Source organism: Methylobacterium sp. GC_Met_3, assembly GCF_026540775.1.
In the GTDB taxonomy this organism is placed as follows: Bacteria; Pseudomonadota; Alphaproteobacteria; order Rhizobiales; family Beijerinckiaceae; genus Methylobacterium.
On sequence record NZ_JALNUL010000034.1, the window covers coordinates 1 to 12829 of the forward strand.

A 12829-nucleotide genomic window follows, 5' to 3' on the forward strand; every position below is an offset into this window, starting at 1 on the left:
GAACGCTGCCTCGCGACGATCGCCGAGCGCGAGCCTGCGGTGCGAGCCTTCGTGGTCGTGAACGAGGCCGGCGCGCGGGAGGCCGCGGATGCGAGCGGCGCGCGCTGGCGGGCGGGGCGGCCGCTCTCGCCGATCGACGGCATGCCGGTGGGGATCAAGGACCTCCTCGAGACGCGCGACATGCCGACCGAGATGGGCTGCGTGGCCTACGCGGGCAATTTTCCCCGACGCGACAACGCCGCGGTCTGGGCGCTGCGCGAAGCCGGGGCGGTGGTGCTCGGCAAGACCACGACAGCCGAGCTCGGCGGCACGCATCCGCCGGTGACGACGAACCCGTTCGATCCGGCGCGCACGCCGGGCGGGTCGTCCTCAGGCTCGGCCGCCGCGGTCGCGGCCGGGATGGTGCCGGCCGCGATCGGCAGCCAGGTCGGCGGCTCGATCATCCGGCCGGCGAGCTACTGCGGCAACTGGGCCCTGAAGCCATCCCAGGGCGCGATCAACCGCGGCGAGCGACAGGCGACCAGCATGAGCACGCATGGCGTGCACGCGACCTGCGCGGAGGACATGTGGCGCGTGTCGATCGAGATCGCGCGCCGGGCCGGCGGCGATCCGGGCCGCGCACCGCTCGCTGGTCCCGCGGATCCGCCCTCCCCGCACCGCCCGTTCACCGTGGCGGTGATGGAGACGGAGGGGTGGGAGGCGCTCGACGACGCGTCGCGGGCAGCCTTCGAGGCTGTGGTGGCGCAGATCGCCGACGCCGGCGTCACGGTGCTGCGCCGCCGGGACGTCCCCGCGATCGAACGCCTCGAGCGCGCCCTCGTCGGCGTGCGCAAGATGGCCAACACGATCACGGCCTGGGAGAACCACTGGGCGATCCGCAACCTCGTGGCGCAGCACCCCGACGGCGTCAGCGCGCGGGCCAAGGCCACGGTCGCGACCGCGGAACGCCTAGGGGCCGAGGGCTACCAGGATCTGCTGCGGCGGCGGGAGGCGGTGCGCACCGTGTACGCGGCGCTGGCGCCCACGCTCGACGCGCTGATCGCGCCGGCCTCGCCCGGACCGGCGCCGCCCTGGTCGGGCGATCGTCCCGGCGAGCCGCTCGCGCCTCGCCCGACGGGGGATTCCGTGTTCAACACACCGAGCTCGCTCCTCGGCGCGCCCGTTGTGACGGTCCCCCTCGCGGCCGTGGGCGGCCTGCCAATGGGCATTCAGGTCGTGGGGCAGTCCGGGACAGACGCGCGGATGACGGCGATCGCGCGTTGGATGGATGCGGCGGTGCGGCGGGTGGTCCTCTAACCGAGCGGCGGTGATCCCGTTGCCGTCCGGGATTTACGGCCCAGCTGTGTAGGCATGGCGAGGGCAGGAGAGATCTATGGACATCAATCGACGCCTCCTCCTGGCCGGCGGGGCCGCACAACTCCTGGCGTCCCACGCTGCCACAGCCGAGGATCGCCCCATCGCGCCGGCCGAGACCCGGATGAAGGCCATCGTGGTCGGACCGGAGGGGCCGAGCCTCGTCGAGATCGACATGCCGAGGCCGAAACCCGCGGAGGTGCTCGTCCGGGTTCGGGCCGCCGCCCTCAACCGCGCCGATCTCGCCGTCGCCTCGGGGCAGCCGCACGGCCCGACCGGAGGGCCCGACGCGATCCCGGGGCTGGAGTGGGCCGGGGAGGTCGTGGCGGTCGGCGCGGCCGTGAACGACTTCCATCCGGGTGACCGCGTCATGTGTTCCGGCGCCGGCGGCTACGCCGAGTATGCCGTGGCGGATCACGGGCGGACCCTTCCGCTTCCCGCGGACCTGTCGTTCGAGGTCGCCGCGACCCTGCCGGTCGCCCTGCAGACGATGCACGATGCGCTCATCACGCAGGCGCACCTGCAACCGGGCGAGACCGTGCTGGTCCAGGGGGCGAGTTCCGGCGTCGGGCTGATGGGGCTTCAGATCGCCCGGTGGCGGAGGGCCTCATTGGTGATCGGCACGTCGCGAAGCCCCGAGCACCGCGCGCGGCTGGCCGAGTTCGGCGCAACCGTGGCGATCGACACCAAGGATCCGACTTGGCCCGAACAGGTCCGAGCGGCGACCGGCGGCCGGGGCGTCGACGTGATCATCGATCAGGTCTCAGCGCCGGTTGCCAACGGCAATCTGCAGGCCGCGGCGGTCCTGGGCCGCATCGTCAACGTCGGCCGCCTCGGCGGGAGCCGGGGCGAGTTCGATTTCGATCTGCACGCCACGAAGCGCATCAGCTACATCGGCGTGACCAACCGGACTCGGTCGATCGAGGAGCAGCGCGCGATCACCGCGCGCGTCCGGGCCGACCTGTGGCCGGCGATCGCGGCCGGGGGCTTCCATCTGCCGATCGACGGCCGCTATGCCTTGGCCGAGGCGCCGGCCGCGCTCACCCGCATGAGGAAGAACGAGCATTTCGGGAAGATCGTCCTGACCGTCTGACGCCTGGTTCTCGGTACGCCGATCGCCGACGGCTTGGTCGCGTCGAGCTCAGCCTCTCGGCGCCGCAGCCGGAAGTGCGGGCTTCACGTCACCGCCGAACCAGCCGCGGATCGTGCCGAGGATGTCGCTCGGGATCACGACCCAGGATGGTAGGACGCCCGCGACGCTACCGTTCCAGCGCCCCGCCAGCGTCTGCCGCGCCTGGGCGTCCGAGCGGCGGATCTCTAGGTCGAGGATCCGCTCTTGGATCGGCAGCGTGGCGAGCTGCGCTTGGGCCGATTGCGCCCGCTTGTTGGCCATGAACGTGTCGTCGATCGCCGCCTGGATCGCGGCGTTCTCGAAGTTCAACTCGTCGGCGAAACCCAGCGTCGTGACTGTGACGCCCATCGGCGCGAACTGGTCGATCACCGCCTTCTCGACGGCCGCCATGATCTCAGCCTTCTGGTGGATCGCGTCATCGGTCGAGCGGCGGCCGAACTCGCGCGCGAGCACCGCCTGAACCGTGCGGTGGACGTTGCCGTCGACCACCTCGGCGAGCGAGCGGCCGTACAGCACCGAGGCGAAGCGCGCCTCGTCGGTATCCTGGGCGGCCGGCTTCGTGCCGAACCAATACAGGAACTTGGCCGCGTCCTCCTCCTTGACGAAGGCCGAGATGACGACCGAGGTCGACAGACCGATCGACTCAGCGGTCTCGAAGCGGAAGCCCTGATCCAAGCTCGACGTGCCGCGGTTGGCCGAGGTCGTCCACTCGCGCGACACCGGCGTGCGATCGACGATGATCAGGCGCGCGGCCGGCACGTAGTAGTCCGATAGCGTGCCGGTGTTCGGCAGTTTCGTGTGCGGGATCTGCACGCGCTTGGCCGCGACCTTGCTCTCGGCGAGGAACCTCTCCGAGCCGAACTGCGCCTGCGTGGTTTTCGTGTCGCCGCTCTCCGGGATCACGAAGGCCGACTGGTTCGGCAGGATCTCGATGTATTCGCCGTAGTCGTACTTGCTGAAGTAGGCGCACGCGGGCTCGGGCTCCGCGAATGCGCCAAGTCCGAGGACGACGACCGCCAGGCGCGCGCGTCGGGCGGGCACGAGCCAGATCATCGCGAGGACGGCGAGCAGTGCCGGGAACGCCAGGGGCGAGCCGCCAGCGAGGTCGGACGCGATCTGCGTCTTGAAGGGGGCGGCATCGCTGTCGAAGAGTTGTGCGACGGCCATGCGGCCTGCGGCCAATCCGGCCTCGGTCGAGGCGAGCCGTGGCAGGCCGGCGAAAACCGTTATGGCGCCGAGCGACAGGCCAGCGCGGATGAGCGTAGACATGGAAAGTCTCAAGGATCGAATGCCCAAGACGAGCGTCGGCGATATCAGTACTCGCGCCGAAGCGTGTCAGGGTCTTCTTCGCGAAGCTCGGCCTTGAGCCGAGCAGCCGCGGTATGGAACAACCCCTACACTCCTTCGTTTGGGGGGGCCGCCCTCAGGGGCAGGCCGCGCACCGGCCGGCGTGAGATGCTCCGTCGAAGCGCCTGATCAGGCGTGCCGACTACCCCATGCTGGACCAGCCGCGGCGGTCCTGGCACCGGTCGTGAATTCCGCGGCGCGCAGCGTGGCCACAAAGCCTTCCGGCGCGGCCGTGCCCAAACACGTCGCGGCGTCAGGCTGGCGCCGCGACTATCGCGTCACGCGGGGCGCGGACGGCGTTCACGGCTCCGCCGCCACGGGCGTCGTCGGGGTCACGTGCGGCTCGGGTCGGTCCGAAGATGCTGCGGCCGAGGGCCTCGGGCGTCCGAGCAGGACGACGGCCACCGTGGCGACCGCGGTCACGCCGGCGAGCGGCAGGAGCGCCAACGGCCAGCTTCCGGTCGCATCCTTGATCGCCCCGGTCGCCCAGCTCGTGAAGAAGCTCGCACCGGTGCCCACCGCGTTGATCTGTGCGATCCCCGCGACTGCCGCGCGCGAGGACAACCACTCGGTCGTCAGCGCCCAGAAGGGGCCGCGCGACGCCGATACGCCGAACAAGGCGAGGCACAATAGGCATACGGTCGGGATCAAGCCGTGCAGGACGAGGCACAGGCAGAGGCCCAGCGTCGTCAGTGCGGTGGGGACGGCCGTGTGCCAGACGCGCTCGTCGCGCCTGTCGGAACTCCGGCCGCCCGCGTACATCGCCAAGGCGGCGACAACGAACGGGATCGCGTTCACGAGGCCGACCTCCGCCGTCGAGAGGCCGAAAGACTTCAGGAATTGCGGCTGCCACAGCGACAAGCCTGCGTTGGCGGTGGCTTGCCCCGCGTAGATCAGCGACAGCACCAGCACGGTGCGATCACCCATCACCGCCCAGACGGAGGTCTTCTCGACGCTGATCCGTGCGGTAGCGTCGGCGGCGAGCCGGTCGGCGAGCCAATCCTTGTGCTCCGGGTCGAGCCAACGCGCCTGCGCCGGCGAGTCGGTCAGCCAGAACAGGCCGACGAGGCCGATCAAGACGGCCGGCATCGCCTCGATGATGAACAGCCACTGCCAGCCCGAGAGGCCGAGCCAGCCGTCGAGCCCGAGCAGCGCCGCCGAGATCGGCGAGCCGACGATGCCGGCCACGGGACTCGCGACCATGAACAGGCCGATGACGCGGGCCCGCTCCCGGGCCGGGAACCACTGCATCAGGTACAGGATCACGCCGGGCACGAAGCCGGCTTCCGCCGCACCCAGCAGAAACCGCAGCACGCAGAAGGAGACCGGACCAGAGGTCAGCGCCATCGCTCCGGAGACGAGCCCCCACGTGATCATGATCCGCGTGAGCCATAGGCGCGCTCCGACCCGGACCATCGCGAGATTGCTCGGCACCTCAAACAGCAGGTAGGCGATGAAGAACATCCCGCCGCCGAGACCGAACGCGCTCGCCGTCAGCCCGACTTCCCGGTTCATCTGCAGGGCGGCGAAGCCCGCGTTGACCCGGTCGATGTAGTTCGCGAGGTAACTCAGCGCCAGAAATGGCAGCAAACGCAGGCTAATCCTGCGCAGAGCTTCTCGGCCGACCGCGTCAGCCGGCATCGACGGGATACTCACGGTGTTCCTCCCAGTATTTGGCCGGCCCACGTCTCGACGCGCGGGTCACGGTGGCTCTAGATGGTGGGTGGCCCGAACGCGCCGAAGAGCGAAGGCCGCATCCGCGGTGGCCCCGGGCCGGAGGCGACGTCATGCGCATACGAGATGTCACTGTGACCCTGTTCGGCTGGGACGATATCCCGCCGACGCGCTACTCCGGACGCACGGCGCGCGCGGTGGGCAGCAGCCAACTCGGCCTCGTCACGATCCACACCGACGAGGGCATCGAGGGGCACGCCTTCCTTGGATCGGCCTACGGACCGGCCGATCTCGACGCGCCGCTTCTCGTGCGGGTGCTCAAGCCGGTGCTCATCGGGCGAGATCCCCTCGACCGCGAGCGCCTGAACCAAGAGCTGTGGGCCCGCGTGCGCGCGGCCTCCGTCCGAACGATCGGCGCGCTCGACGTCGCCCTTTGGGATCTCGCCGGCAAGGCCGCGGGACTGCTGATCCATCGGCTCATCGGCACCTATCGCGACCGCGTGCCCGCCTACGCCAGCTCGCAGATCCTCGAGGGGGCCACGGCCTACGTGGAGCAGGCGTGTGCGTATCGCGACGCCGGCTGGAGCGCCTACAAGATCCACCCGCCTCAAGTCTGGCGCGAGGACATCGCGATCTGCGAGGCGGTGCGGGCCGGGATGGGTGACGGGTTCACGCTGATGCTCGACGCCTGCTGGGGGTATTCCTACGAGCAGGCGCTGCGGGTGGGCCGCGCGATCGAGGCGGCGGGCTACTACTGGTACGAGGATCCGCTCGCGGATTCCGACCTCTACGGCTACGTCAAGCTCAAGGCCAAGCTCGACGTGCCGATCATGGCGACCGAGTATCCGCAGGCCGGCTTCGAGTCCTACGCGCCCTGGATCCTGCAGCGCGCCACCGATTTTCTGCGCGGCGACGTGGCGGTGAAGGGCGGCATCACCACGCTCGTCAAGGCGGCCCATCTCGCGGAGGCCTTCGGGATGAACTTCGAGGTTCACCACGGCGGCAACTCGCTCAACAACGTCGCCAACCTCCACGTCGTCATGGCGATCCGCAACACCGAGTTCTTCGAGGTGCTGCTGCCGGATGCGGCGCAGAAGTACGGCCTCGCCGCGGACATCGCGATCGATGCAGCCGGCATGGTGCACGCGCCCACGGGGATCGGGCTCGGCGCGGAGATCGACCACGAACTCATCCGCGCGAAGACAAAGGCGGTCCTGACTTAGGGGCGCGCCCATACAAGTCACGACGCCGCGTGCGCCCGCGGCCGGCGGCTCGCCGCCGGGTCTTCGATGAGCCCGGCGGCGTCGGCGAGACCGGCGATGTACTGGCCCGCCTCGCGGATATCCTGCCGGATCGCGGCGGCTGCCGCCTCCGCGTCGCCCGTGCGCAGGGCCGAGAGTGCCGCGGTGTGCAGGTCGCTCCCTTTCTCAAGCAGCACGTAGTCCGGGATGACGTAGGTCAGGACCGGGCCGCACCTGAGCCAGATGTTCTCGATCAACCCCTCCAGGATGGGCATACGCGCGAGGGCGTAGAGCTCGAAATGGAAGCGCCGGTGCAGATCGAGATACGCGTCGAGGCTCTGCTGCCGGATCAGGGCCTTCATCTCGGCGAGCAGCGCGTCGAGGACACTCAGGTCGTCCGGTACTGCGCGCTCGGCGGCGCGGGCCGCGGCCCGACCTTCGAGGTCGCAGCGGATCGTCAGCAACTCGTCGAAACGCTCCACGTTCATGCGCGGGACCACGGCGCCACCCCCCTGCCCCGAGCTGCCACGCTCCAGCACGTGCTCGGCGATCAGCCGGTTGACCGCGTCGCGGACCGGCGTGAGGCTGATGCCGAGTTCGGCCGCCACCTCGCGCAGGAGGATCCGCTCACCCGGCCCGAACCGTCCGCCGAGCATGGCGGTCCGCAGCTCGGCATAGGCCTGATCCCAGAGCGGCAGCCGCTCGACGTGCCTCATGATGTTGGCCCCCCAGCCCCTCGGCAGCCCACGCGGCACAGATCGAGCCGGACCGATGCCGCGGGATTCGACCCCGCTTGACAACGTACCCGCATACCATCGTTATAACAAACAACGAAGACGTGAGGAACGCCATGATCACCCGCCGCAGCCTCGTCGGAAGCTTCGCCCTGGGTGTCCTCGGGGCACGGACCGCCATGGCGCAGTCGACCTTCCCGGCGCGCGAGGTCACCTTCATCGTGCCTTGGAACGCGGGGGGCTCGAACGACATCCTGGCGCGCGGACTTCAGCCGCTCCTCAAGGAGCGCGGCATCACGATGATCGTCGAGAACCAGCCCGGCGCCACCGGCACGATCGGGATGCGGCGCGTCGCGACGGCCAACCCGGATGGCTACACGCTCGGCATGGGGACGAGCTCGACGCTGGCCTACATGGCCGAGGGCAAGACGCCCCTGAAGAGCAATCAGTTCACCCACATCGCCCGCGTGTCGATCGATCCCCTGATGCTGCTCGTCCCCGGATCGAGCCCGCACCAGACGCTGGACGACTTCCTCGCCCACATGAAGAAGAACCCGGGCAGCGTGTCGATCGGCACGCCGGGCAACTACAACCTCAATCACATCTTCGCCTCGATGACCGCCCGGGCGGCCGGCGTCGCCTACATCAACGCGCCCTACACGGGCGGTGCCAAGGTCATCACCGACCTTGCCGGCGGGCAGATCCAGGCCGCGGTGCTCAAGCCCGCCGAGTCGCTCGGCCAGTTGCAGCAGGGCCTCGTGCGCGCGCTCGGCGTGTTCGCCGACGAGCGCCTCCGGCAGTTTCCCGACGTGCCGACCTTCAAGGAGCGCGGCTACGACGTGTTCCCGTTCGGCCCGGTGGTGCAGATGGCCTACGTGGTCGCCCCGGCCAAGCTCCCGCCGGAGGTGCGCACCAAGCTGATCGACGGCTTCAGCGCCGCGATCGGGGACCAGCGTTTCAAGGACTTTGCCGAGCGCAACGCCTTTCTGACCGCGCCGCTGACCGGGGACGCGCTGGCCGCCGAGGTCGATCGGGTCGAGCAGTCGATCAAGGTCGTGGCCGAGAAGGTCTTCAAATCCTGAGCCGACCTGCCACTCCGAGCGCTCGAACGATCTGAATAACGACTGGGACGGATAGCGTGACCAAGATCAAGACCATCACCTGCCATGTGGTGACCACGCCGATCAAACGGCCGTTCACCTCCTCGCGCGGCTGGCTGTACAAGACCCGCGGCACCTGCCTCGTCGAGATCGAGACGGCGGACGGCATCGTCGGATGGGGCGAGTGCTACGGGCCGTCCGCGGTGGCCAAGGCGTTCATCGACACGCAACTCGCGCCCCGGGTGATCGGTCAGGACCCGTTCGACGTCGAGGTCGTCTGGGAGGACCTCTACAACCGGATCAAGGATTACGGGCCGAAGGGCATGTCGATCGCCGCGATCAGCGGCATCGACATCGCGCTGTGGGACATCATCGGCAAGAGTGTGGGCAAGCCGGTGCACAAGCTCATCGGCGGCGCCTTCCGCACCAGCGTCGACGCCTACGCGACCGGCCTGTACTTCACCGACATGGACCGCCTCGTCGAGGAGGCGGTCGAGGAGGCGCGCGGTTACGTCGAGGCCGGGTTCAAGGCCGTGAAGATGAAGATCGGCCTCGGTTCGATCGAGCGCGACATCGCCCGCGTGGCGGCGGTGCGCGAGGCGGTCGGGCCGGACATCCGGCTCATGGTCGACGCCAACCACTCGCTCACGGTTCCGACCGCCATCCGCATGGGTCGGCGGCTGGAGGAACTCGGCATCGAGTGGTTCGAGGAGCCGATCTCGCCGGAGGATCTCGACGGCTACGTCGAGGTCACCCGCGCCCTCGACATGGCGGTGGCCGGCGGCGAGAACGAGTTCACCCGCTGGGGCTTCCGCGACGCCATCGCGCGCAAGGCGATGGACATCGTCCAGCCGGACGTGTGCGCGGCCGGCGGCATCACCGAGTGCAAGAAGATCGCCGCGATGGCGACGGCGCACGGCGTCGAATGCGTGCCCCACGCCTGGGGCTCGGTGGTCGGCCTGGCCGCGACCATCCACTTCCTCGCCTCGATCCCCGATCAGCCCCCCTGCCTGTTCTCGGTCGCGCCGATGCTCGAGTTCGAACAGGAGGAGAACCCCTTCCGGGATCACCTGGCCCTCGAGCCGATCCGGCAGGTCGGCGGCAAAGTGGCGGTCCCCACCGCGCCGGGGCTCGGGGTCGAGGTCGACCGCGCCGTGATCGACCGCTACCGCGCCGCCTGAGGCACACCGCGATGCGCTTTGTCACCTTCACGAGCGACGGCGCGGAGCGGGCGGGTATCCTGCTGGGCGACGCCAGCGGGCCGGACGACATGGTCGTCGACCTCGCCCATCCTGCGCTGCAGTCGGCGCTCGCCGGCTCTCCGCCGCAGGTCCTCGACCTGATCCGCTCAGGATTGGCCGCCGCCGCAGCCCGCCTGCGCGATCACGCCATCCCGGAGGCGGCACAGCTACCTCTGCGATCGGTGCGCCTGCGCGCGCCGTTGCCCAAGCCCGGCCGGATCTTCGGGATCGCGCACAACTACGTGGACGCGCTGGCCGAGCGCGGCGCGCCCCATCCGGCCGAGCCGTTCCTGTTCATGAAGGAGCCGTGGACGGTGATCGGTCCCGGCGAGCCCGTGGTGCTGCCGCCGGGCATCGGCGGCTGCACCTACGAGGCCGAGATCGCCGCGGTGATCGGCAGCCGCGCCGAGCATGTCGCGGCGCAAGACGCTCTGGCCCATGTCTGCGCCTACGGCGTGTTCAACGACGTCAGCGCCAGCGAGCTGATCCGCCGCGACGGCTTCGGCCCGGGCAAGAACATCGCGACCTTCGGCCCGTTCGGCCCCTATCTCGCGACCAGCGATGAGGTCCCCGACCCGCAGACGCTGCGGATTGGCCTGTCGATCGACGGGGTGAGCCTGCAGGACTCCACCACGGCCCGAATGCTGTTCTCGGTGGCCGACCTCGTCGCCCACCTGTCGCGGCAGACGGTGCTGGAACCGGGCGACGTGATCGCCACCGGCACGCCGGCAGGGATCGCGGCACTGCGCCAACCGCCGGCCTGGATCCGGCCCGGCACGACGATGACCGCCTGGGTCGAGGGTTTGGGCAGCCTGATCAGCCCCATCGTCGAGGAAGGTCCATGACCGAGCGCCCCGTGGTCCTGTTGACCAACCCGATCCATCCGGAGGCGGAGGCGATGCTGGCCGTCCATGCCCGCCCCGTCACCGCCCCCGACCCGAGCCCCGAGACCCTGCGGGCGCTCATCGCCGAGGCGGAGGGGCTCGTGGTGCGCGTCAAGCTGCCCGACGATATCCTGGACGGCGCGACGCGGCTGCGCGGCATCGTCCGCCACGGCGTCGGCCTCGACATGATCCCCGTCGCGGCGGCGACCGCGCGGGGCATTCCGGTCGCCAACCTACCCGGCAGCAACACGCAGGCCGTGGCGGAGTACGTGTTCGCCGCGCTGTTTCACCTGCGCCGCCAGGTCTGGCGTCTCGACGGCGGCCTGCGCGCTCAGGGATGGGGCGCCGTGCGACCGATCGCCGACGGCCTCGCCGAGCTCGGCGGCAGCACCCTCGGGATACTGGGCTTGGGCGAGATCGGCGGCCGCGTCGCGCGGATCGCCCATCACGGCTTCGGCCTGCGCGTGCTCGGCGCCTCCCGCAGCGGCGCGACGCTCGGCGGTCTCGTCCAGGCGGTCGACCTGGAGACCCTGTTCGCGCAGAGCGACGCGGTGGTGATCGCCTGCCCGCTCACCGAGGCGACCCGCGGCCTCGTCGACGCCGCGCTGATCGGCCGGATGCGCTCGCATGCCATCCTCATAAACGTCGCCCGCGGGCCCGTGATTGACGCGGCCGCGCTCGCCGCCGCCCTGCATTCCGGCGCGCTCGCCGGGGCGGCGCTCGACGTGTTCGACGCGCAGCCATTGGCCTCCGACCACCCGCTGTTGGCCTGCCCGAACCTGCTGCTGACCCCGCACGTGGCCGGCATCACGCAGACCAGTTCACGCGCGATGAGCGTCGGCGCCGTCGAAGAGATGCTGCGCATCCTGCGCGGCGAGCGACCGCGCAACCTCGTGAACCCCGAGATCCTGTCCGCCTGAGAGAACCCATGCGCATCACCCGCATCCAGTCCGTCCCGATCTCGTTTCGGGTCCCCGAAGGTCAGAACGTCCGCCTCGGCATCGGCCGCGCGGTCAAGCGCGACGCCGTGCTCGTGAAGGTCGAGACCGACGAAGGCCTCGTCGGCTGGGGCGAGGCCCATCACGGGCGCTGCCCGGGCGCCATCGCCAAGCTCATCGACACGACGCTGTCCGAGCTCGTCCTCGGCATGGATCCCCTCGACGTCAACGGCGTCTGGGCCCGGGTCTACCGAATGCAGCTCGCCAGCCACGGCATGGGCGCGGCCGCCGCGATGGCGCTGTCCGGTCTCGACATCGCCCTGTGGGACATCCGCGGCAAGGCGACCGGATGGCCGATCTACCGGCTGCTCGGGGGTGGCCCCCGCGCGGTGCCGGCCTATGCAGGCGGCATCTCGCTCGGTTGGCAGGAGCCGGCCTCGCTCGCCGACGAGGCGCGCGCCCACGTCTCTGCCGGCTACCGGGCGGTGAAGCTGCGCGTCGGCGACAGCCCCCGGCGCGACATCGCCCGGGTCGAGGCGGTGCGCGAGGTTTTGGGCGCCGACGTCGAGATCCTAGTCGATGCCAACACCGGCTACACGGTCGACGACGTTCGCCGGGTGATGCCGGCGTTCGAGGCGGCCGGGGTCGCGTGGCTGGAGGAGCCGTTCCCACCCCACGACGCCTACAGCTACGGCGAGGCCGCGCGGCTCGGCACCGTGCCGCTCGCCGCCGGCGAGAATCACTTCACCCGCTACGAGTTCGTGCAGGCGCTGCAGGCCGGCTATCTCGGCTTCGTCCAGCCCGACCTGTCGAAGACCGGCGGCATCACCGAGACGATGCGGATCGCCGCCCTCGCCTCCGCGTGGAAGATCTCGATCAACCCGCACACCTCGGCCACCGGCATCAATATGGTGGCGACGCTCCACCTGCTCGCGGCCGTCGACAACCCCGGCTACTTCGAGGGGGACGTGGCTCGGCACAACCCCTTCCGCGACGACGTGGTCGGTCTGCCCTACCGGCTCGACGCCGAGGGCAAGGTGTGCCCGCCGGACGGTCCGGGCCTCGGCGTCGAGGTCGACGAGCGCTTCCTCGCTGCCAATCCGCTGATCGACGGTCCCTGCTACGTCTGATCTTCTTTGACAGATCGCGCGGCCCCGCGACGCCCGGGGGCTTCGCACGAGCAAG

The 12829-nt window shown here is 70.2% G+C and carries 11 protein-coding genes; 8 read left to right on the forward strand and 3 right to left on the reverse strand.

Annotated elements, in window-relative coordinates; genetic code table 11:
- Together OXS27_RS24750 and OXS27_RS24755 are read left to right on the forward strand one after the other, a co-directional pair.
- A partial coding sequence (locus OXS27_RS24750; RefSeq protein WP_267359455.1) for an amidase occupies nucleotides 1-1296 on the forward strand: 1296 nt, incomplete at its 5' end.
- A 181-nt stretch (nucleotides 1297-1477) separates the two neighbouring features.
- A complete protein-coding gene (locus OXS27_RS24755; RefSeq protein WP_267359548.1) occupies nucleotides 1478-2446 on the forward strand; it encodes a zinc-binding dehydrogenase in 969 nt (322 codons plus the stop codon).
- A gap of 48 nt (nucleotides 2447-2494) precedes the next feature.
- Here OXS27_RS24755 and OXS27_RS24760 read toward each other — a convergent pair whose 3' ends face one another.
- Both OXS27_RS24760 and OXS27_RS24765 read right to left on the reverse strand, forming a co-directional pair.
- Complete coding sequence (locus OXS27_RS24760; RefSeq protein WP_267359457.1) at nucleotides 2495-3754, reverse strand: SPFH domain-containing protein; 1260 nt, start codon at nucleotides 3752-3754, stop codon at nucleotides 2495-2497.
- Nucleotides 3755-4132: 378 nt separating this feature from the next.
- Nucleotides 4133-5488 carry an MFS transporter gene (locus OXS27_RS24765; protein WP_346733018.1) on the reverse strand — a complete coding sequence of 452 codons (1356 nt, stop codon included), beginning with the start codon at nucleotides 5486-5488 and terminating at the stop codon, nucleotides 4133-4135.
- Between the two features lie 131 nt (nucleotides 5489-5619).
- On the opposite strand from OXS27_RS24765, the gene OXS27_RS24770 reads away from it, so the two are divergent.
- The gene (locus OXS27_RS24770; RefSeq protein ID WP_267359459.1) at nucleotides 5620-6729 is read left to right on the forward strand and encodes an enolase C-terminal domain-like protein; all 1110 of its coding nucleotides are present in this window, start codon (nucleotides 5620-5622) and stop codon (nucleotides 6727-6729) included.
- Nucleotides 6730-6746: 17 nt separating this feature from the next.
- Here OXS27_RS24770 and OXS27_RS24775 read toward each other — a convergent pair whose 3' ends face one another.
- Nucleotides 6747-7463, reverse strand: a complete 717-nt coding sequence (locus OXS27_RS24775; protein WP_243999637.1) for a GntR family transcriptional regulator — start codon at nucleotides 7461-7463, stop codon at nucleotides 6747-6749.
- Between the two features lie 134 nt (nucleotides 7464-7597).
- Here OXS27_RS24775 and OXS27_RS24780 point away from each other — a divergent pair, with 134 nt between their 5' ends.
- The 5 genes from OXS27_RS24780 to OXS27_RS24800 are packed head-to-tail and all read left to right on the forward strand — an operon-like array spanning nucleotide 7598 to nucleotide 12774.
- Nucleotides 7598-8563 (forward strand): tripartite tricarboxylate transporter substrate binding protein, encoded by a 966-nt coding sequence (locus OXS27_RS24780; protein WP_267359464.1) that lies wholly within the window; start codon nucleotides 7598-7600, stop codon nucleotides 8561-8563.
- A gap of 56 nt (nucleotides 8564-8619) precedes the next feature.
- The gene (locus tag OXS27_RS24785; protein ID WP_267359466.1) at nucleotides 8620-9762 is read left to right on the forward strand and encodes a mandelate racemase/muconate lactonizing enzyme family protein; all 1143 of its coding nucleotides are present in this window, start codon (nucleotides 8620-8622) and stop codon (nucleotides 9760-9762) included.
- Between the two features lie 11 nt (nucleotides 9763-9773).
- On the forward strand, nucleotides 9774-10667 hold the full coding sequence (locus OXS27_RS24790; RefSeq protein WP_267359468.1) for a fumarylacetoacetate hydrolase family protein: 894 nt from the start codon (nucleotides 9774-9776) through the stop codon (nucleotides 10665-10667).
- Nucleotides 10664-11626, forward strand: coding sequence for an NAD(P)-dependent oxidoreductase (locus OXS27_RS24795; protein ID WP_267359470.1), 963 nt, complete (start codon nucleotides 10664-10666; stop codon nucleotides 11624-11626). The genes OXS27_RS24790 and OXS27_RS24795 overlap by 4 nt, the downstream gene beginning before the upstream one ends.
- Before the next feature lie 8 nt (nucleotides 11627-11634).
- A complete protein-coding gene (locus OXS27_RS24800) occupies nucleotides 11635-12774 on the forward strand; it encodes a mandelate racemase/muconate lactonizing enzyme family protein (RefSeq protein WP_267359472.1) in 1140 nt (379 codons plus the stop codon).
- Nucleotides 12775-12829: the final 55 nt, after the last annotated feature.

Bases quoted from the DNA above. Each gene is read 5' to 3' on its own strand.
- OXS27_RS24755 (WP_267359548.1), top strand. From the start codon at position 1,478: ATGAAGGCCATCGTGGTCGGACCGGAGGGGCCGAGCCTCGTCGAGATC.
- OXS27_RS24760 (WP_267359457.1), bottom strand. From the start codon at position 3,754: ATGTCTACGCTCATCCGCGCTGGCCTGTCGCTCGGCGCCATAACGGTT.
- OXS27_RS24770 (WP_267359459.1), top strand. From the start codon at position 5,620: ATGCGCATACGAGATGTCACTGTGACCCTGTTCGGCTGGGACGATATC.
- OXS27_RS24775 (WP_243999637.1), bottom strand. From the start codon at position 7,463: ATGAGGCACGTCGAGCGGCTGCCGCTCTGGGATCAGGCCTATGCCGAG.
- OXS27_RS24780 (WP_267359464.1), top strand. From the start codon at position 7,598: ATGATCACCCGCCGCAGCCTCGTCGGAAGCTTCGCCCTGGGTGTCCTC.
- OXS27_RS24790 (WP_267359468.1), top strand. From the start codon at position 9,774: ATGCGCTTTGTCACCTTCACGAGCGACGGCGCGGAGCGGGCGGGTATC.
- OXS27_RS24795 (WP_267359470.1), top strand. From the start codon at position 10,664: ATGACCGAGCGCCCCGTGGTCCTGTTGACCAACCCGATCCATCCGGAG.
- OXS27_RS24800 (WP_267359472.1), top strand. From the start codon at position 11,635: ATGCGCATCACCCGCATCCAGTCCGTCCCGATCTCGTTTCGGGTCCCC.